The 18932-nt window shown below is 66.3% G+C and carries 18 protein-coding genes; 13 read left to right on the forward strand and 5 right to left on the reverse strand.

All coding sequences use genetic code 11. The annotated features are described in order from the left end of the window. Positions 1 to 82 precede the first annotated feature (82 nt). From C6Y53_RS16710 to miaA, 4 genes are all read right to left on the reverse strand, one after another. On the reverse strand, positions 83 to 1276 hold the full coding sequence (locus tag C6Y53_RS16710; protein ID WP_106473480.1) for an ABC transporter permease: 1194 nt from the start codon (positions 1274 to 1276) through the stop codon (positions 83 to 85). A 14-nt stretch (positions 1277 to 1290) separates the two neighbouring features. Then, positions 1291 to 2346 (reverse strand): ABC transporter permease, encoded by a 1056-nt coding sequence (locus tag C6Y53_RS16715; protein WP_106473481.1) that lies wholly within the window; start codon positions 2344 to 2346, stop codon positions 1291 to 1293. 115 nt (positions 2347 to 2461) lie between these two features. Beyond that, the gene (locus C6Y53_RS16720; protein WP_106473482.1) at positions 2462 to 4129 is read right to left on the reverse strand and encodes an ABC transporter substrate-binding protein; all 1668 of its coding nucleotides are present in this window, start codon (positions 4127 to 4129) and stop codon (positions 2462 to 2464) included. A 214-nt stretch (positions 4130 to 4343) separates the two neighbouring features. Continuing rightward, the gene (gene miaA / locus C6Y53_RS16725) at positions 4344 to 5240 is read right to left on the reverse strand and encodes a tRNA (adenosine(37)-N6)-dimethylallyltransferase MiaA (protein WP_106473483.1); all 897 of its coding nucleotides are present in this window, start codon (positions 5238 to 5240) and stop codon (positions 4344 to 4346) included. A gap of 174 nt (positions 5241 to 5414) precedes the next feature. Here miaA and pyrH point away from each other — a divergent pair, with 174 nt between their 5' ends. The 12 genes from pyrH (at position 5415) to lpxB (ending at position 17277) form a co-directional block, all read left to right on the forward strand. Further along, the gene (pyrH, locus tag C6Y53_RS16730) at positions 5415 to 6104 is read left to right on the forward strand and encodes a UMP kinase (protein WP_244615018.1); all 690 of its coding nucleotides are present in this window, start codon (positions 5415 to 5417) and stop codon (positions 6102 to 6104) included. 50 nt (positions 6105 to 6154) lie between these two features. Continuing rightward, entirely contained in the window at positions 6155 to 6718 is a 564-nt protein-coding gene (gene frr / locus C6Y53_RS16735; RefSeq protein ID WP_106473485.1) for a ribosome recycling factor, read from the forward strand. Between the two features lie 8 nt (positions 6719 to 6726). Next, the gene (gene uppS / locus C6Y53_RS16740; RefSeq protein WP_106473486.1) at positions 6727 to 7461 is read left to right on the forward strand and encodes a polyprenyl diphosphate synthase; all 735 of its coding nucleotides are present in this window, start codon (positions 6727 to 6729) and stop codon (positions 7459 to 7461) included. 10 nt (positions 7462 to 7471) lie between these two features. Continuing rightward, complete coding sequence (locus C6Y53_RS16745) at positions 7472 to 8263, forward strand: phosphatidate cytidylyltransferase (RefSeq protein ID WP_106474156.1); 792 nt, start codon at positions 7472 to 7474, stop codon at positions 8261 to 8263. Between the two features lie 7 nt (positions 8264 to 8270). After that, positions 8271 to 9443, forward strand: coding sequence for a 1-deoxy-D-xylulose-5-phosphate reductoisomerase (dxr, locus tag C6Y53_RS16750; protein WP_106473487.1), 1173 nt, complete (start codon positions 8271 to 8273; stop codon positions 9441 to 9443). Between the two features lie 5 nt (positions 9444 to 9448). Then, complete coding sequence (rseP, locus tag C6Y53_RS16755; RefSeq protein WP_106473488.1) at positions 9449 to 10801, forward strand: RIP metalloprotease RseP; 1353 nt, start codon at positions 9449 to 9451, stop codon at positions 10799 to 10801. A 94-nt stretch (positions 10802 to 10895) separates the two neighbouring features. Next, positions 10896 to 13271, forward strand: a complete 2376-nt coding sequence (bamA, locus tag C6Y53_RS16760; RefSeq protein WP_106473489.1) for an outer membrane protein assembly factor BamA — start codon at positions 10896 to 10898, stop codon at positions 13269 to 13271. 10 nt (positions 13272 to 13281) lie between these two features. Then, positions 13282 to 13953: an OmpH/Skp family outer membrane protein gene (locus tag C6Y53_RS16765; protein ID WP_106473490.1), complete on the forward strand. Its 672-nt coding sequence runs from the start codon at positions 13282 to 13284 to the stop codon at positions 13951 to 13953. An 87-nt stretch (positions 13954 to 14040) separates the two neighbouring features. Continuing rightward, on the forward strand, positions 14041 to 14508 hold the full coding sequence (gene fabZ / locus C6Y53_RS16770) for a 3-hydroxyacyl-ACP dehydratase FabZ (RefSeq protein ID WP_106473491.1): 468 nt from the start codon (positions 14041 to 14043) through the stop codon (positions 14506 to 14508). A 37-nt stretch (positions 14509 to 14545) separates the two neighbouring features. After that, a complete protein-coding gene (gene lpxA / locus C6Y53_RS16775; RefSeq protein WP_106473492.1) occupies positions 14546 to 15328 on the forward strand; it encodes an acyl-ACP--UDP-N-acetylglucosamine O-acyltransferase in 783 nt (260 codons plus the stop codon). Positions 15329 to 15331: 3 nt separating this feature from the next. Continuing rightward, positions 15332 to 16123 carry an LpxI family protein gene (locus C6Y53_RS16780; RefSeq protein ID WP_106473493.1) on the forward strand — a complete coding sequence of 264 codons (792 nt, stop codon included), beginning with the start codon at positions 15332 to 15334 and terminating at the stop codon, positions 16121 to 16123. Further along, positions 16123 to 17277 (forward strand): lipid-A-disaccharide synthase, encoded by a 1155-nt coding sequence (lpxB, locus tag C6Y53_RS16785; RefSeq protein ID WP_106473494.1) that lies wholly within the window; start codon positions 16123 to 16125, stop codon positions 17275 to 17277. The genes C6Y53_RS16780 and lpxB overlap by 1 nt, the downstream gene beginning before the upstream one ends. A gap of 28 nt (positions 17278 to 17305) precedes the next feature. Here the strand turns inward: lpxB and mnmA are convergent, their stop codons facing one another. After that, positions 17306 to 18451: a tRNA 2-thiouridine(34) synthase MnmA gene (gene mnmA, locus C6Y53_RS16790; protein ID WP_106473495.1), complete on the reverse strand. Its 1146-nt coding sequence runs from the start codon at positions 18449 to 18451 to the stop codon at positions 17306 to 17308. Positions 18452 to 18582: 131 nt separating this feature from the next. On the opposite strand from mnmA, the gene sciP reads away from it, so the two are divergent. Next, a complete protein-coding gene (gene sciP / locus C6Y53_RS16795; protein ID WP_106474157.1) occupies positions 18583 to 18861 on the forward strand; it encodes a CtrA inhibitor SciP in 279 nt (92 codons plus the stop codon). The last annotated feature ends 71 nt before the right edge of the window (positions 18862 to 18932 follow it).

Here is an 18932-nt window from a genome sequence, read left to right on the forward strand (position 1 = left end):
GGGGCTGGCCCCCGGTTCCGCCGGTATCGTTGCCGTGTTCCGTCGCCCGTCCGGGCAACCGGGTCGTGCGGGCCCGTATACCCTAGTCCTTGAGGCTTTCCTCGCGCAGCCCGTCGGCCAGCAGGTTCAGGCCCAGCACCAGCGTCAGCAGGGCCAGCGCTGGCGGCAGGGCGGGGTGCAGGTAGACGGCGAGCAGCCGGCGGCCGGCATTGATCGTGCTGCCCCAGTCGGGGCTTTCCGGCGGCAGCCCGAGCCCGAAGAAGCCCAGCGTGCCCAGCAGGATCGTGGTATAGCCGATGCGCAGGCAGAAATCGACGATCAGCGGACCGCGCGCATTGGGCAGGATTTCCCACAGCATGATGTACCACGGCCCTTCGCCGCGGGTCTGCGCGGCGGCCACATAGTCGCGGGTCTTGATGTCCAGCGCCAGCCCCCGGACGATCCGGAACACGGTCGGCGAATTGACGAACACGACCGAGACGAACACCACCAGGATGCCGCCGGGGATATCGAACAGGTCCAGCACGCCGGGCAGCACGTTCACCTTCGTCCCCGGTGCCGAGATCAGCGACAGGTAGAGCCAGGCCATAACCCCCAGCACCCCGATCAGCAGCGGCGTGCGGACATGGGGCCGGGTGTAGAACCTCGAATTCAGCAGCACCCCCATGAACACGATCGGGAACACGAACAGCACGGTCGCCATATAGGCCGGAACCCCGGTGGCGACGATCTCGGGGGTCACCAGCAGGTAGAACAGCAGGATCACCGGGAAGGCCAGGATCAGGTTGGCGAGAAACGACAGGACGGTATCCAGCCTGCCCCCGTAATACCCGGCCGGCAGCCCCAGCGTGATCCCGACCATGAACGCGAACAGCGTCGCCAGCGGTGCGATCTGGACCACCACCCAGGCGCCCCTGACCATGCGCGAGAACACGTCGCGCGCGAGATTGTCGCCGCCCAGCAGATACCAGGCAAATTCGCCATCCGCGGAGCCCGCCAGCGGTGTGCCCGGCGGCTTGTTCTTCATGCCCGAGACCTGGCTCAGCGGATCGTGGGTTATGATCATGTCCATCGCGCCGAAAATGCCGGTAAAGACCCAGAACATGACCAGCGCGAAACCGATCATGCCGATGGGGGAATCGAACAGCTTGCCATAGAGCCCCAGCCGCCGCTTGAACGCCATCGAGGCGGCAAAGAGAATCAGCAGGGCGATCCAGACCGGCATGAACTGCCAGAGCAGGCGGGTGATGATCTCGAATGTCGTGAGCGGTTCCATCTCGTCCCTTCTCCTCACGAAATCCGGATGCGCGGGTTGAGATACACATAACCGATATCCGAGATCAGCTGCGTGATCAGCACCACGACGACCGAGACCACCGAGATCGCCAGCAGCAGCTCGATGTCATTGTTGCCCGCCGCCTGCACCAGCGCCCATCCGAACCCCTTGTAGTTGAACAGGGTTTCAACGATCACCACGCCGTTCAGCAGCCACGGCACCTGCAGCATGATCACGGTGAACGGCGCGATCAGCGCGTTGCGCAACGCGTGTTTCAGCACGATCTTGGAAAATCCGACGCCTTTGAGCCGCGCGGTGCGGATATATTGCGCGGTCATCACCTCGGTCATCGAGGCCCGCGTCATCCGCGCGATATAGCCCATGCCGTAGAGCGCGATGGTGATGACCGGCAGGGTGAAGTTTTCCAATGTCGCGTGCTCCATCGCCGAGGTGGCGGTGCCCTTGAACCATTTCAGTCCCACCGCCGACGAGGCGAAGATGGCGATCAGGATCACGCCCGAGACATATTCCGGCGTCGCCGTGGTCGCGATCGAGAAGGTGGACAGCGCCCGGTCGAGCTTCGAGCCTTCGCGCATCCCGGCGAGCACGCCGACCAGCAGCGCCATCGGCACCATCACGATCATCACCCACAGCATCAGCTTGCCGGTCAGGGCCAGCCGCACCGCGATGATATCGGCCACCGATTCGCGGAACACCGTGGAATACCCCCAGTCGCCCTGCAGGATGCCGCAGAACCGCGGCGCGGCGGCGGCGACCTCGGCGCTGACCGGCCCGTCGATGCAGCGCCCGGTCACGGTGCCGTCCTCGGCCGTCCGGGTCCACCCCGGCAGGACCCCGAGCCAGCGGCCGTATTTGACCAGCAACGGGTCGGTGTAGCCGCGACTGTCCAGCCACAGCGTCACCTGTTCGTCGGTCATCCGCATGTTGCCCTGGGTCTTGGCCAGTTTTTCCATGTTCGGGTAGAGATTGGTCAGGAAGAACACCACGAAGGTCAGGCAGAGTGCCGTCAGCACCATCACCCAGACCCGTTGCAAGATGAATCTTCCCATGTCGTGTCCGTTCCGTGGCTGGTCCGGCAGGCAATCGGAGAACCGATCGGGCCGGGGCGGCTTCCGGAGGGGCGGGCGCAGATCGCGCCCGCCCCGGTGTCGGCGGTGTCGCGGACTAGGACGCGAAACCCATCTTGTAGAGGTGAAGCTCGTGCGCCGGGTGTTTCTCGGCGTTCACCAGCTTGCCGTTGCTGTGATTGTAGAGCGACCGCCAATAAGGCTGGATGATCACGCCTTCGTCGCGCAGCAGCTGTTCGATCTTGCCGATCACCTCGCGCCGCTGGTCGGCATCGGCAATGGCGTTGGCCTCGTTGATCAGCTGGTCATAGTCGGGGTTGGAAAACGCCGCCTCGTTCCAGGCCTCGCCCGACCGGTAGGCCAGCGTCAGGATCTGCACATCGAGCGGCCGGTGGTTCCACTGGGTGGCGCTGAACGGGTATTCCGTCCACTTGTTCCAGAACGTGTTTCCCGGCAGCACGGTGCGCTTGACGTTGATCCCGGCGTCGCGCAGCTGCGCGGCCAGCGCGTCGCCGGTATTGCGCTGCCAGTCGTCATCGACGGTGATCAGTTCATGTTCGAATTCGGCCATGCCGGCCTCGTCCATCAGCGCCTTGGCCTGGTCCGGATCGAACGGCGCCGGCCCGATATCGGCATAGGCGGGATGGATCGGGCAGACATGGTGGTTCTCGGCCACCCGGCCGCGGCCCGAATAGCCCAGTTCGAGCAGCACAGAATTGTCGACCGCCATGGCCAGCGCCCGGCGCACTTTTGCATCCGCGTAGGGCTTGACGCCGTCGACCTCTGCCAACTGGTTGCCGCGGAACACGAGCGTCGCGGCGGTCACCGCCTCGGATTTCGTCCAGCCGATCGCGTCCATCACGTCGATGAAATCGCCCACCGTTTCATAGAGCAGATCCACCTCGTCGGATTCCGCCGACGCCACCCATGCGGCCGGGTCGGTGCCGTAGTCGATGAACTCGATCCGGTCGACATAGGGTCCGCCATAAACCTCGGTGCCCCACCAGTTGTGATCGGCATTGCGTTCGAGCACGCAATTGATGCCGACTTCGATGCTGACCGGCTTGAACGGGCCGGTGCCGACCCCGTTTTCGAACGGGTCGCCGCCGGCATAGCTGGAATGGGTGATCGCCGCCGGGTAGTCGGACATGTTGGCGATGACCGAGATATCCGGCTCGGACAGATGCATCACGACCGTGTGGTCGTCGACGACCTCGACGGCGCCCTCGCGCACCTTGCCGGCCTCGGTGTCGGAGATCGCGGCCATGCGGCTGGCCATCGAGTTGTCGGCGATCGACTTGTCGCACCAGCCCGAGATGTTGCGGGCCACGTCCTCGGCGGTGAAGTCGTCGCCATTGTTCCATTTGACGCCCGGGCGCACCTTCAGCGTGTACTGGGTGGCATCGTCGTTGACCTCCCAGCTTTCCAGCAGCATCGGAACAAAGGTTCCGTCGGCATTGTACTGGACCAGGTATTCCAGGAAGCCGCGCGACTGGTTGCCGATTTCGGACCAGTCATAGGCGCGGGGATCCTTCATGCCCTTGACCGACTGCTGGATGCGCAGCGTGCCGCCCTGGACCGGAGTTGCCTGGGCGCTGGCGGGCTGGGCCAGGCCGACCAGGCCATAGGCGGCCGGCGCGGTCACGCCCAGGGCGGTGGCGCGGGTGAGGAATTCGCGGCGGCTGAGCTTGCCGTCATGGTAGTCCCGGACATGCATTTCTGCCGCCCAATGGATCGGTTTTCCGTTGATGGTCTGGCTGGTCATGACGTTCTCCCTGTGACGCTGGATGGTCGGGGCGCAATGCCATCGGCCCGGCCGCTGACCGGAAGCTTGCGCCGATTGTCGCTGTGGCTGTCCTGTGTCCCGGCGCCCCTCATGTCGGTATTCGGCATGGTTCGGCGGGGGGCGTCAATGTCTGATTTCGACATCGGATGCACATTTGCGACATCCCCAGCGGGTGTTTACCCGGCAGGGGTTGTCACATGTCCGGCCGAAAAACGCTCCAGTTGCGCATTTTCCCGCGAAACCAGCTGCGTTGACGTTTGGCATATTGCCGCGTGGCGATGGTGGCCCGCGCCCGCGCCTCGTCCAGCGTGATCCGGCCGCTGAGATGATCGGCCAGTTCCGGCACGCCGATGGCCCGGAAAGCGGGCAGGGCGGGGTCGTAACGGTCGAGCATCGCCGCCACCTCGTCCAACGCACCCATCGCGAGCATCGCGTCGAACCGCGTTTCGATTCGGGGCAGCAGCCATTCCCGAGGCGCATCGACCAGGATCGGCATTGCCCCTGACAGCGGCAGCGCCGGGGCGGGCGTGGCGGCCTGCCAGTCGGCGAGACCCCGCCCGGTGGCGCGCAGCACCTCCCAGGCGCGCTGGACGCGGGCGCGGTTGCGCAGATCGAGACCGACGCGGGTGTGGCGATCCAGCCCCGCCAGCAGGTCGTCCAGTGGCCGCGTATCGGCTTCGGCCCGGATTTCTGGCGGTGTGGCGGGGATCTCGGCCATGCCCTCGGTCAGCGCGGTGAAATAGAGCCCGGTGCCGCCGGTGATGATCGGCCGTTCGCCACCGCTCAGCAGGGGGGTGACCTCGCGCAGCCAGTGCCCGGTGGAATAGGGCGCGTTCCAGCCGATGTGACCATAGAGCAGATGCGGGGCGGCGGCTTCGTCGCCGGGGCCGGGGCGGGCGGTGATGACGCGCCAGCAGTCATAGACCTGGCTGGCATCGGCGTTGACGATCACCCCGCCCTGATCCCGCGCGATCCGCAGCGCCAGCGCCGACTTGCCCGACGCCGTGGGTCCGGCGATCAGGACCGGCTGGTCCGGGGCAATGTCGGGCAGGTCGTCCGGCCCGCCCGTAATCGTCCACCGATGCGCCATTATCCACCACCAATCCGGGCGCGACGGATTGAACCCGGCGCCGATTTCCGTCAAGTTGCCGCAAACTAGTCCGGTGCCGCAGCGGAGCGCAACATGACCCTTTCCCCAGTGACCGAAACCAAGCCGGACCCAGCGCCGGATGACGCGCTGGAGGACACCAAGTTCCGCCGGGTGATGCTGAAGATCTCGGGCGAGGCGCTGATGGGCGATCAGGGGTTCGGCCTGCACCCGCCCACCGTGCAGCGCATCGCGCGCGAGGTGAAATCGGTGCATGATCTCGGCGTCGAGATCTGCATGGTGATCGGCGGCGGGAACATCTTTCGCGGGCTGTCGGGCAGCGCGCAGGGCATGGAGCGGGCGACCGCCGATTACATGGGAATGCTGGCAACGGTGATGAATGCGCTGGCAATGCAGGCCGCGCTCGAAGGCCTGGGCGTGTTCACCCGCGTTATCAGCGCCATCCGCATGGACGAGGTGGCCGAGCCCTATATCCGCCGCCGCGCGGTGCGGCACCTTGAAAAGAAACGGGTCTGCATCTTTGCCGCCGGCACCGGCAACCCCTATTTCACCACCGACACCGCGGCCACGCTGCGCGCCAATGAAATGGGCTGCGAGGCGATCTTCAAGGGCACCAAGGTGGACGGGGTCTATGACAAGGATCCGGCCAAATTCGACGATGCGAAACGCTATGACGAGGTCAGCTATGACGACGTCCTGGCCAAGCGGCTGGGCGTGATGGATGCCTCGGCGATCGCGCTTGCACGGGACAACAACCTGCCGATCATCGTCTTCTCGCTGGATGAACCGGGCGGGTTTCGCGGCATTCTCGCCGGGCGCGGCACCTATACAAAGGTGCATGGCTAGGGCTATAGAGCGCGCGAGGAGCACTCAGGAAATCCGGGGGAACACGGGGTATGACGGAAGAATTCGAGCTTGATACCGGCGATCTGGAACGGCGCATGGAGGGGGCGATGGCCAACCTGCGCACCGAGTTCGCGAGCCTGCGCACCGGGCGGGCATCGTCGTCGATGCTGGAGCCGGTGATGGTCGATGCCTATGGCTCGCCGACCCCGATCAACCAGGTCGGCACCGTGAACGTGCCCGAACCGCGCATGGTCACCGTGAACGTGTGGGACAAGTCGCTGGTCGGCAAGGTGGAAAAGGCGATCCGCGAAAGCGGGCTGGGGATCAACCCGCAGACCAACGGCACGATCATCATGCTGCCGATCCCGGAACTGAACGAGGAACGCCGCCGGGAACTGGGCAAGGTCGCCGGGCAATATGCCGAACATGCGCGGGTTTCGATCCGCAACGTGCGCAAGGATGGCATGGACCAGATCAAGAAGGCCAAGGCCGACGGCATGTCCGAAGATGACCAGAAATTCTGGGAAACCGAGGTTCAGGAACTGACCGACCGGATGGTTGCGGCCGTGGACAACGCGCTGGAGACGAAGCAATCCGAAATCATGCAGGTTTGAGCAGGGCGATGCCGAGCGACCCCGAAACCGGATCGCAGGCGGCGGGCCCGCGCCATGTGGCGATCATCATGGATGGCAACGGCCGCTGGGCGCAGGCGCGCGGGCGGCCGCGGCTTTTCGGCCATCATGCGGGCGCGCGCCGCGTGCGCGAGGTGGTTGCGGCATGTCCCGATCTCGGCATCAAATACCTGACGATATTCGCCTTTTCGACCGAGAACTGGAAACGGACCCAGGCCGAGGTGGCCGGGTTGATGAACCTGTTCCGCCGCTACATCACCAAGGAGGCCCGCGCCCTGGCCGAACGCGGTGTGCGGGTGCGGTTCATCGGTGACCGGGTGCGCCTGGACAAGAAGCTGATCGCGCTGATGGACCAGCTGGAAAAGCTGACCGAGACCAACGACCTGATCAACCTCACGATCGCGCTGAACTATGGCGGCCGCGACGAGGTGGCGCGCGCGACCCGGCGCCTGGCGCAGGATGTGGCCGACGGCACGCTGTTGCCGCAGGACGTGGACGAGGAAACCCTCCCGCGCTATCTCGATACCCGGGTGCTGCCCGATCCCGACCTGGTGATCCGCACCAGCGGCGAGGCCCGGATCTCGAATTTCCTGCTCTGGCAGTCGGCCTATTCCGAATACGAATTCATCGACACGCTCTGGCCGGATTTCACCGCCGAGGAACTGGCCCGGCTCTGCGCCAGCTATGGCGGCCGCGAACGCCGGTTCGGTGCGGTCATCGCATGAGTTGCCCGGCATGAGTGGCGAAGGGCGCTGGTCCGACCTGGCCGCGCGGGCGGGCTCGGCTGCCGTCATGGTGGTGATCGGGCTGGGCGCGGTGATGCTGGGCGGCCATCTCTTTCACGTCTTTGTCGCGCTGGTATGCGGGGCGATGGTCTGGGAACTGGCCCGCATGCTCGATCCCGGCAGCAGATCGCGTGCCGTGATGCTGGGCGCGATGGGTGCGGCCGCCCTGATGCTGTCGCTCACCATTCCGGCGCTGCCGGCGGTGGCGGTGCTGCTGGTGCCGGCATTGACCGGCGCGGCGCTGCTGGGGCGCTGGCGGCTGGTCTTTGCGGGGTTCGCCGCCGGGATCTGCCTGGCCGGGCATGAAATGATGGGGCTGCGCGATCAGTTCGGCTGGGTCTGGATGCTGTGGCTGGTGCTGGTCGTCGTCGCATCGGACATCCTGGGCTATTTCGCGGGCAAAGCGCTGGGCGGGCCGAAATTCTGGCCCCGGATCAGCCCCAAGAAGACCTGGTCGGGCACGGTTGCGGGCTGGATCGGGGCCGCCCTCGTGGGTCTGGTCTTTGCCCGGATGCAGGGGCTCGGGGCGCAACTGGTCGTCTTCTCGGTGATCGTCGGCTTTGCCGGCCAGATGGGCGACATTGCCGAAAGCGCAGTCAAGCGCGCGGTCGGCGTCAAGGATTCCAGCGCGCTGATCCCCGGCCATGGCGGCCTGCTGGACCGGTTCGACGGCATGCTGGGGGCCTCGGTCTTCGTGTTCGTGGTGCAGGCGTCGTTCGGGCTGCCGCTGGGTGGCGGGTGAGCTTGTGATGCGACGCATATCCATTTTCGGCGCCACCGGGTCGATCGGGCAGAACACGATCGACCTGATCGCCCGCGACCCGGACCGCTATCGGGTCGTGGCCCTGACCGGCGGGCGCAACATCGCGCAGCTGGCCGCGGATGCGCGCACGCTGCGGGTACAGGTGGCGGTGACGGCCCATGAGGATCTGTTGGGCGACCTGCGTGAGGCGCTGGCCGATAGCGGGATCGAGGTCGCCGCGGGGGCGGCGGCGCTGTCCGAGGCCGCCTCGCGACCTTGTGACTGGGTGATGTCCGCCATTGTCGGTGCCGCCGGCCTGGCGCCGGGTCTCGCGGCGCTCGAGCAGGGGGCGACGCTTGCGCTGGCCAACAAGGAATCGCTGGTTTGCGCCGGGGATCTCGTCCTGCGGACCGCCCGCGACAACGGGGCGCGGCTGCTGCCTGTCGACAGCGAACACTCCGCCGTGTTCCAGGCGCTGGCGGGCGAAGACATCCACGCGGTCGAACGGATCATCATCACCGCCTCGGGCGGGGCGTTCCGGGACTGGCCGTTGGAGAAGCTGGCCGCGGCAACCGTAGAACAGGCCAGTGCGCATCCCAACTGGGACATGGGGCAGCGGATCACGATCGACAGCGCATCCATGTTCAACAAGGCGCTGGAACTTATTGAAACCAAGGAATACTTCGGGGTTTCACCCGACAGGATCGAAGTGCTGGTGCATCCGGAATCGCTGGTCCATGCGCTGGTCGGATTTCGTGATGGGGCGTTGCTGGCCCATGTGGGCGCGCCCGACATGCGGCACGCGATCGGCTATGCGCTGCATTGGCCGGAACGGCGCGAGCTGCCGGTCGAACGGCTGGACCTGGCGCAGGTGGGCAGCCTCAGTTTCCGCGCCCCCGAAGACACGCGCTATCCGGCGCTGCGGCTGGCGCGGGCGGTGATGACGCGGGGCGGGCTGGCCGGTGCCGCCTTCAACGGTGCCAAGGAACGCGCGCTGGACGGGTTCATCGCCGGACGCATCGGTTTCACCGCCATGGCCATGGTGGTCGAGGCCGTGCTGGAGCGGTTTGAGGGCCGGACCGGTCTGCTCGATGCCGAGATGACGCTTGATAACGTCATGGAAACCGACCATCTGGCAAGGACATGGGCCGACGAGGCCATGATGAAACGGGCAGGATAACGGTTTTGGACGCAGTATCGCTCATCCCGCAATTCGGTGGGGCGCTCTATACGCTCGCCGCCTTCGTGGTGGCGCTGTCGGTGATCGTCGCGGTGCATGAATACGGGCATTACATCGTGGGGCGCTGGTCGGGCATCCAGGCCGAGGTGTTTTCGATCGGGTTCGGCCCCGTGCTGTGGTCGCGGACCGACCGCCGCGGCACCCGCTGGCAGGTCGCGGCGCTGCCCTTCGGTGGCTATGTGAAGTTTCTCGGCGACGCGGATGCCGCATCGGCCGGACCGGATCAGGACGTGATGGACGCCGCCGCGCAGGATCCGGCACAGTTGAGACGCACCATGCACGGCGCGCCACTATGGGCAAGGGCGGCCACGGTCGTTGCCGGGCCGCTGTTCAACTTCGTGCTCTCGATCGTTGTTTTCGCCGGCATCTTCATGTTTCAGGGTGAACCGCGCGACCCGCTCACGGTGGGCGAGATCCACGTTCTGCCGGGTGGGGCGTATGATCTGCGCCCAGGTGACGAAATTCTCGGCCTGGGCGGCGTGCCGCTGCCGGGTGACGAAGGCGGCAACTGGGATGCGCTGGTTGATCAGCTCCGGGACGGCGGACCGGTGATCTATGATATCCGCCGCGAAGGCTCCGTGCAAAGCGTCGAGGGCCCGCACCCGTTCCCGGCGCTGGTCAGCCAGGTCGCGCCGCGCAGTGCGGCGATGGATGCGGGGTTGCGCGGCGGCGATGTCATCGTCGCCATCGACGAGGCGCCGATTTCCAGTTTCGACGATCTGAAAACGGCGGTCGAAGGCGGTAATGGCCGGGCCATGCTGCTGTCGGTCTGGCGCGACGGCGGCATGATCGACCTGACGCTGGCGCCGCGCCGCACCGACGAACCGCAAGAGGGCGGCGGCTTTGTCACCAACTGGCGCATCGGCGTGATCGGCGGCATGGCGTTCGAGCCCGCCACCCGGACCGCCGCACCCGGCGCGGCCCTGCTGGGTGGGGTGGCGCAGACCTGGCGGATCGTCGAAAGCTCGCTGTCGGGGCTGTGGCACATGGTGACGGGCGCGATCAGCACATGCAACATCTCGGGACCGGTCGGCATCGCCGAAACCTCGGGCGCGATGGCCGCGCAGGGGGCGCAGAGCTTCATCTGGTTCATTGCGGTGCTGTCCACGGCGGTGGGATTGCTCAACCTGTTTCCGATCCCCGTGCTGGACGGCGGCCACCTGCTGTTCCATCTCTACGAGGCGGTCGTGGGGCGCCCGCCCAGCGACGGGGCGCTGCGCATCCTGATGGCGACGGGGCTGGCGCTGATTCTGACCCTGATGCTGTTTGCGGTGGCAAATGACCTGATCTTCTGCTGAACCGCGCCGAAATTGCCGCTTCTGCGGTTTTGACAACTCTCTCCATTCCCGATAGTGACGTTCTTCAACAGGGGCTCTTTTCGGAACGAGGGACATGGGATTCGGAAAGACGGCAGGCAAATCCTGCGTTCAGCAGGTCAAGAGAACCAAGATGTGGTATAGGCTGGCACCGGCATTTGCCCTTGCTCAGGCCATGGTTCTGGCCATCGTTCTGGCCGCGGTGCCGGGCACGGCGCGGGCGCAGAACTACACCTTCAATTCGGTCAAGGTCGAGGGCAACCAGCGGATCGAAACCGCCACCATTGTCAATTACGCGGGGCTCGAACGCGGCAAGCGGGTCAGCGCCGGGGAACTGAACGACGCCTACCAGCGGATCCTTGGCAGCGGCGTGTTCCAGTCGGTCGACCTGGTTCCCCAGGGCAGCACGCTGGTGATCAAGGTCAGCGAGTATCCGACCATCAACATCGTCAACTTCGAGGGCAACCGGCGTCTGAAGGACGAGAACCTCGAGAAGATCATCGAATCGAAGCCGCGCCGGGTGTTCAGCCCGGAACGCGCCGAACGCGATGCCGCGGCCCTGGCCGAGGCTTATTCGCAGCAGGGGCGGGTTTCGGCGCGGGTGACGCCGCGGATCATTCGCCGCAGCGAAAACCGGGTCGATCTCGTGTTCGAGATCGCCGAGGGCGACGCGATCGAGGTGGAGCGGATCAGTTTCGTTGGCAACCGGGCCTATTCCGACCGGCGTCTGCGCCGGGTGCTGGAATCCAAACAGGCCGGTTTCCTGCGCACCTTCATCCGGTCCGACACGCTGATCGAGGACCGGATCGAGTTCGACAAGCAGGTGCTGCGGGATTTCTACCTGTCGCGCGGCTATGTCGACATGCGGGTGCTGTCCTCCAATGTCGAATTCACCCGCGAACGCGATGCCTTCTACCTGGTGATCAACGTCGAGGAAGGCCAGCAGTTCAAGTTCGGCCGGATCACAACCCGCAGCGAGATGCCCGGCGCCGATGCGGGCGAGTTCCAGGAGGCGCTGAAGATCAAACCCGGCGTGGTGTTCTCGCCATCGCTGGTCGAGAACTCGATTGCCCGCCAGGAACGCCTGGCCGTGCGCAAGGGCATCGATTTCATGCGGGTCGAACCGCGGATCACCCGCAACGACCGCGATCTCACGCTGGATATCGAGTTCGTGCTGACCAAGGGGCCGCGCGTCTTCGTCGAACGCATCGACATCGAAGGCAACACGACTACGCTCGACCGGGTGGTGCGCCAGCAGTTCCGCGTGGTCGAGGGCGACCCGTTCAATCCGCGTGAAATCCGCGAAAGCGCCGAACGCATCCGTGCGCTGGGGTTCTTCGAGACCACCGAGGTGGACGCCCGCGAAGGTTCCGCGCCGGGCAGTGTGATCGTCGATGTGGATGTCGCCGAACAGCCCACGGGCTCGCTCAACCTGGGCGGCTCCTATTCCGTCTCGGACGGGTTCGGCGTGGCGATCGGGTTCCGCGAAAGCAACTTTCTGGGCCGCGGGCAGCGCCTGTCCTTTACCGCGTCGACCGCGCAGGAATCGCAGCTCTATGTTCTGGGCTTCACCGAACCCTACCTGATGGGCCGGAACCTGCGGTTCGACCTCGATCTGGGTGTTGCGGGGCGTGAATCGAGCTTTGCGACCTATGATATCGAGCGGCTGTTCTTCGTGCCCTCGCTCCGGTTCCCGCTGAGCGAAAGCTCGTATCTCGCGGTGCGCTACAGCTATGAAGACAGCGAGATGATCCGGCGCGGCGACGAGGTGATCTCGGGCGAGGTGATCCTGAACGAAATCGCGCAGGGCAACCGGACGAGCAGCGCGCTCGGGTTCACCTATGCGTTCGACAGCCGCACCACCGGGCTGAACCCCAATGCCGGGGTGCTGCTCGAATTTGGGATGGATTTCGGCGGCGTTGGCGGTGACAACAAATACATCAAGTCGCTGGCCAAGGCGATTGCGCAGACGCGGGTGCTGAACGAAGAAGTGACCCTGCGCGCATCCTTCGAGGCCGCCGCGCTGCACTGGCGCAGCGATGTGTCGAGCCGCGCGGTGGACCGGTTCGTTCTCGGTCCGAACACGTTCCGCGGTTTCGAACCGGCGGGTATCGGTCCGCGCGACCTGTCGAACGGGGTCAACGATGCCATCGGCGGCAACTATTATGCTGTCGCGCGGTTCGAGGCCGAGTTCCCGCTGGGGATCCCCGAAGAGGTCGGGCTGCGCGGCGGCCTGTTCTATGACGTCGGCAATCTCTGGAACATCGACAATGTGGATACAACCGGCGGCGTGATCGTCGGGGCCGAGGGGGCACTTCGTCATGTGATCGGCTTCTCGCTGCTGTGGGATACCGCGTTCGGTCCGCTCCGGTTCAACTTCTCCAAGGCGCTCCGGAAGGAAGACTACGACAAGGAGCAGACCTTCGACCTGACCATCCAGGCCAAGTTCTGAGGCGTGCGTGATGGGTCTTCGGGCCATCGTCACCCGGCTGGCCCTGCTGCTGTGGGGGGCCGCCGCGCCGACGGCCGTGCCGGCCCAGCCGCTGGGGATGCCGCAGGTTCCGATCCTGACCATTGCATCGGAACGCCTGTTCGTGGATTCGGCCTTTGGCCGCCGCGTCGCGCGTGAGATCGAGGCCGACAGCGCGTTGCTGGCCGCCGAGAACCGGCAGAAGGAAGCGGAACTGGAGGCCGAGGAAAAGGACCTGACCGACCGTCGCGCCAGTCTCGAGCCCGACGAGTTCCGCAAGCTTGCCGATGCGTTCGACGCCAAGGTGCAGGAGATCCGTCAGACCCAGGACGCCAAGGCCGTGGCGCTGGCCAAACGTGACGATGCGGCGCGGGTCGAGTTCTTCCGCGCGATTCGCCCGGTGCTGGTGTCGCTGATGCGTGATTCCGGCGCCAGTGTCGTCCTCGAACGGTCCAGCGTGTTCCTGAGCGCCAACGCCACCGACATCACCGACCTGGCGATTTCACGCATCGACGCGGCAATCGGCGACGGAACCCGGGCGCCGTCCGGGGACCAGACCGCCCCCGCACCGGAAACCGCGCCAGATGCCGCCCCTGAAACCGTGCCGGATGACGCTGCGCCCGATGATGCCGCGCCCGAGACGCAAGAGGCCCCGCAGGACTAGCGCCGCTTGCCGTATGGCGGCTTGATTGTTACTGCATGCAGGACGGAACATGTCCGCCCCGCGCGGGTGAAAGAGGGAGTGCCCAGCATGAGCGACGAGTTGAAAAGCGCGGATATCCAGTTGATTCAGCGGATCCTGCCGCATCGGTATCCGTTCCTGCTGGTGGACAAGGTGGTTGATATCGACGGCTATGCCTCGGCGCGCGGCATCAAGAACGTGACTATGAACGAGCCGCATTTCCAGGGCCATTTCCCCGGCACGCCGATCATGCCTGGCGTGACAATCATCGAGGCGATGGCGCAGACCGCAGGCGTGATGCTGGGGGTCGGCTTTGACGTGGTCGATACCGATCTGCTGATCTATTTCATGTCCATCGAACGGGCCAAGTTCCGCCGCAAGGTGGTTCCCGGCGACGTGATGGAGATGAAGGTGGAAACCCTGCGCGGCAAACCCTTCGGCAAGATCTTCAAGTTCAACGGGGTCGCGATGGTGGGCGACGAGGTCGCGGCCGAAGCCGAGTTTTCCGCCCTGGTCGACTGGACACCGGGCCAGTGACGGCAACGGGAACCCGACCGGCGAAAGGCCCGCGAAAATGAGCCGCATACATCCCAGCGCCGTGATCGAGGAAGGCGCCCAATTGGGCGAGGGCTGCGTTGTCGGGCCGTTCTGCGTGGTCGGCCCGAGGGTGAGGCTGGGCGACCGTGTCGAGCTGAAGCCGCATGTGGTCGTCACCGGCGATACCGAGATCGGCGACGACACGGTGATCTTCAGTTTCTCGGTGATCGGCGAGATCCCGCAGGATCTGAAGTTCGGCGGCGAGGACACCCGGCTGGTGATCGGCGCGCGCAACCGGATCCGCGAAAGCGTGACCGTGAACGCGGGCACCGCCGGCGGCGGCGGCGTGACCCGGATCGGCGACGACTGCCTGTTGATGGCCGGGGCGCATGTCGCCCATGACGTGCAGATGGGCAATCGCTGCATCATCGTGAACAATGTCCCGCTGGCCGGGCATGTGATCGTCGAGGACGACGTGATCGTGGGGGGCAATTCGGGCGTGCACCAGTTCGTGCGGCTGGGGCGCGGCGCGATCATCGGCGGACTGACCAAGGTGACCCGCGACGTGATGCCCTATGGGCAGGTGCAGGGGCCGACCGGTCAGCTCGAAGGGCTGAACCTCGTCGGGCTGAAGCGCCGCGGTGCCTCGCGCGATGAAATTCGGGCGCTGCGGCAGGCGTTCGATCTCCTGTCCTCGGGCGAGGGCACGTTCCAAGAACGCGCGCGGCAGCTGCTGGACAGCGACAGCGCGCATGTGCGCGAGATTGCCGAGTTCATCCTGGCCGAAAGCGGCCGGTCCTTCCACACGCCCGGGGGTTGACGGATGCTGGCGCTGATTGCCGGAACCGGCGGCCTGCCCGCGGCGGTGGTGGCCGAATGCAGCCCGGCGCCGCTGGTCTGTGCGCTGCAGGGGTTCGAACCCGATACGCTGACGCCGGACATGATGTTCCGGCTCGAAACGCTCGGCAGTTTCCTGGCCGAGTTGAAATCGCGCGGGGTGACCGAGGTCTGCCTGGCCGGGGCGATCCGCCGTCCCCCGGTCGATCCCGCCGCGATCGACGCGGCCACGCTGCCCCTGGTGCCGGTGATCCAGAAGGCGCTGGCCTCGGGCGACGATGGGGCGTTGCGGGCGGTGATCGCCATTTTCGAGGGCGCGGGCCTGCAGATGCGTGCCGCGCATGAGATCGCGCCCGCCCTGCTGCCCGGACCCGGCCTGCTGTCGGGCGAGACGACCGACGCCGACCGGGCGGATGCGGCCCGCGCCGCGCAGGTGCTGGCGGCGCTGGCGGCGCAGGATGTGGGGCAGGGCTGCGTCGTGGCCGCCCGGCAGGTGATCGCCGTCGAGGCGCTGCCCGGCACCGACTGGATGCTCGACACGCTGCGCCGCTACGACACCAAGCCGCCCGGCGGCGTGCTGCTGAAGGCGCCCAAGGCCGGCCAGGACCGCCGCGCCGACCTGCCCGCGATCGGCCCCGGCACGATCCGCAACGCCGCCGCGGCCGGGCTGCGCGGCGTGGTTGTCGAGGCCGGGGGCGTCATGGTGCTGGACCGTGCCGCGGTGCTGGACGAATGCGCGCGCACCGGCCTGTTTCTCTGGGTGCGGGAGCCCGGCTGATGCGCGTGTTCCTGATCGCCGGCGAGCCCTCGGGCGACCGGCTGGGCGCGGCGCTGATAGCCGGGTTGCGGCAGTTGCGGCCGGATGTCGCCTTTGACGGTGTGGGCGGCCCGCTGATGCAGGCCGAGGGGCTCGAGAGCCGGTTCCCGATGGACGAACTCAGCGTCATGGGGCTGGCCGAGGTGCTGCCGCGGTTCTTCCAGCTCAAGCGCCGCATCGCGGAGGCGGCCCAGGCGGTGATCGACACCCGGCCGGATGTTCTGGTCACCATCGACAGTCCGGATTTCTGCCTGCGTGTGGCCGGGCGGGTCAAGGCGGCCAGGCCCGATATCCGCATTGTGCATTATGTCGCGCCCAGCGTCTGGGCCTGGCGGCCCGGCCGGGCCGCGAAGATGGCAAAGGTCATCGACCACGTTCTGGCGCTGCTGCCGTTCGAGCCGCCCTATATGGAGCAGGCGGGCATGGATTGTGATTTCGTCGGCCATCCGGTGGTGACCGAACCTCGGGCAACCGCCGGTGATATCGCGGGTCTGCGGGCCGAACTGGGGCTGGCGGACGCGCCGCTGCTGCTGGCGCTGCCGGGGTCGCGGCGGGGCGAGGTCGACCGGCTTGCGCCGGTGTTCGCCGCGGCGCTCGGGCGGTTCCTCGCGGATGCGCCGGGCCACCGGGTGCTGGTCCCGGCGGTGGGTCACCTGGCCGATCATGTCGCGCAGCTGGTATCGGGCTGGCCGGGCGATCCGGTGGTGCTGGATCCGCGCCGGTTCGATCCCGATACGGCGGCGGCGCACAAGCGGGCCGCGTTTGCCGCGTCCGATCTGGCGCTGGCGGCCTCAGGCACCGTGTCGCTGGAGCTTGCCGCTGCAGCAACGCCGATGGTGATTGCCTACCGGCTCAACTGGCTGACCCAGAAGATCGCCGAGCGGATGGTGACCGTCGATACCGTCACGCTGGTCAATCTGGTCAGCGAAACCCGCGTCGTGCCGGAATGCCTGGGGCCGGATTGCACGCCCGCCGCCATCGCGCGGCAGCTCGCACGCGTCCGGGCCGACCCCTCGGCGCAGCGGGCTGCGATGGACCTGACCATGGAACGGCTGGGGCGCGGCGGCGAGATGCCCGGCCTGCGCGCGGCGCGGGCGGTTCTGGACCGGCTCTGACGGCTGTTTCGCTGACACTGCGACCGGCTCAGGCGCCTTTCCAGATCCAGCCGCCGCCATAGATGCGGCTGCCGCCGGTTTCGTAGAACACGCAGGCCTGGCCCGGCGACACGCCTTCTTCGGGGGTCAGCAGTTCCACCTCGGCGGTGGTGTCGCTGAGCGGGCGCAGGATCGCCTCGCGCGGCGGCCGGGTCGAGCGGACCTTGACCGACAGATGCCATTCATCGCGCGCGGTAAAGGGGGTGTCGCCCAGCCAGTTGATTTCGCGTACCGGTATCGTGCGGGTCGCCAGCATCTCCTTGGGGCCGACGATCACCCGCTTGGCGTCGACATCCAGCCGGACCACATAGAGCGGCTCGGACAGCCCGCCGATGCCGAGGCCGCGGCGTTGCCCGATCGTGTAGTGGATCACGCCGTCATGCACGCCCAGAACGCGCCCGTCGGCGTGAACGATGTCGCCGGGTTCCGCCGCGCCGGGGCGCAGTTTCTCGATCACCGCGGCATAGTCGCCGTTCGGCACGAAGCAGATGTCCTGGCTGTCGGGCTTGTCGGCGACCGCCAGGCCGTATTGCGCCGCCAATGCGCGGGTCGCATCCTTGCTGGGCAGGTGCCCGAGCGGGAACCGCAGGAAGGACAGCTGTTCCGGCGTCGTCGAGAACAGGAAATAGGACTGGTCGCGATTGGCGTCCTCGGCGCAATGCAGTTCGGGGCCGTTCGGACCCTGCTTGCGCTGGATATAGTGGCCGGTAGCCATGCAATCGGCCTCGAGATCGCGCGCGGTTTCCAGCAGATCCTTGAATTTCACCCGCTCGTTGCAGCGGATGCAGGGCACCGGCGTTGCGCCACCCAGATAGCTGTCGGCGAACTCGTCAATCACCGCGTCGCGAAAGATGTTCTCGTAATCCAGCACATAATGCGGGAATCCGCGTTCCTCGGCCACGCGCCGCGCATCGTGAATGTCGATCCCGGCGCAACAGGCGCCTTTCTTGGCCAGGGCGGCGCCGTGGTCGTAAAGCTGCAGCGTCACGCCAACGACATCATAGCCCTGATCGGCCAGGTGGGCGGCGACGACGGAACTGTCGACGCCGCCGGACATGGCCACCACGACCCGTGTTTCCGCGGGCGGTTTGGCAAAGCCGAGGGAATTCAGCGGTGCGTCTGTATCCAGCGCCATGGGGCGGCTCCTGACAGGAAGAGAAGTGCCGCAGAATATAGGAAAATCCTACCGACTCTCAAGGCCCGGTTTCACGGCCCGTTAAGGCGAGGGGGCAATGGTGGGGCGGGTGACTGAAAGGGGATGGGATGATGTTTCTCAAGAAAGTCGACGGGCCGCGGGCGGTGAAGCTGCCGGATGGCAGGGTGATGACGCGCGCCGACCTGCCGCCGGCGGACACGCGGCGCTGGGTCGCATCACGCAAGGCGGCGGTCGTGCGCGGTGTGCTCTACGGCCTGATCGCGCAGTCCGAGGCACTGCAACGCTATGCGCTGTCCGAAGAAGAATTCCGCGGTTGGATCAAGGCGGTGGCGGATCATGGTGAAGAGGGGCTGAAAATCGCGGCGCTGCGAAAAATGAGGCAACCTTAGGTTGCGCGATGCGGTTTCTATGTTACGGTAACGCGAAGTTAACTATTCTTTTTCACGGTTAATGCGATCGA

The organism is Pukyongiella litopenaei (genome assembly GCF_003008555.2).
Classification (GTDB): Bacteria; Pseudomonadota; Alphaproteobacteria; order Rhodobacterales; family Rhodobacteraceae; genus Pukyongiella; species Pukyongiella litopenaei.

Coding starts and splice junctions, on each gene's coding strand:
- C6Y53_RS16710 (WP_106473480.1), bottom strand. CDS start 1,276: ATGGAACCGCTCACGACATTCGAGATCATCACCCGCCTGCTCTGGCAG.
- fabZ (WP_106473491.1), top strand. CDS start 14,041: ATGAGCGACGAGTTGAAAAGCGCGGATATCCAGTTGATTCAGCGGATC.
- C6Y53_RS16720 (WP_106473482.1), bottom strand. CDS start 4,129: ATGACCAGCCAGACCATCAACGGAAAACCGATCCATTGGGCGGCAGAA.
- mnmA (WP_106473495.1), bottom strand. CDS start 18,451: ATGGCGCTGGATACAGACGCACCGCTGAATTCCCTCGGCTTTGCCAAA.
- C6Y53_RS16745 (WP_106474156.1), top strand. CDS start 7,472: ATGAGTGGCGAAGGGCGCTGGTCCGACCTGGCCGCGCGGGCGGGCTCG.
- uppS (WP_106473486.1), top strand. CDS start 6,727: ATGCCGAGCGACCCCGAAACCGGATCGCAGGCGGCGGGCCCGCGCCAT.
- sciP (WP_106474157.1), top strand. CDS start 18,583: ATGTTTCTCAAGAAAGTCGACGGGCCGCGGGCGGTGAAGCTGCCGGAT.
- dxr (WP_106473487.1), top strand. CDS start 8,271: ATGCGACGCATATCCATTTTCGGCGCCACCGGGTCGATCGGGCAGAAC.
- lpxB (WP_106473494.1), top strand. CDS start 16,123: ATGCGCGTGTTCCTGATCGCCGGCGAGCCCTCGGGCGACCGGCTGGGC.
- pyrH (WP_244615018.1), top strand. CDS start 5,415: ATGCTGAAGATCTCGGGCGAGGCGCTGATGGGCGATCAGGGGTTCGGC.
- frr (WP_106473485.1), top strand. CDS start 6,155: ATGACGGAAGAATTCGAGCTTGATACCGGCGATCTGGAACGGCGCATG.
- C6Y53_RS16780 (WP_106473493.1), top strand. CDS start 15,332: ATGCTGGCGCTGATTGCCGGAACCGGCGGCCTGCCCGCGGCGGTGGTG.
- C6Y53_RS16715 (WP_106473481.1), bottom strand. CDS start 2,346: ATGGGAAGATTCATCTTGCAACGGGTCTGGGTGATGGTGCTGACGGCA.
- miaA (WP_106473483.1), bottom strand. CDS start 5,240: ATGGCGCATCGGTGGACGATTACGGGCGGGCCGGACGACCTGCCCGAC.
- lpxA (WP_106473492.1), top strand. CDS start 14,546: ATGAGCCGCATACATCCCAGCGCCGTGATCGAGGAAGGCGCCCAATTG.
- bamA (WP_106473489.1), top strand. CDS start 10,896: ATGGGATTCGGAAAGACGGCAGGCAAATCCTGCGTTCAGCAGGTCAAG.
- C6Y53_RS16765 (WP_106473490.1), top strand. CDS start 13,282: ATGGGTCTTCGGGCCATCGTCACCCGGCTGGCCCTGCTGCTGTGGGGG.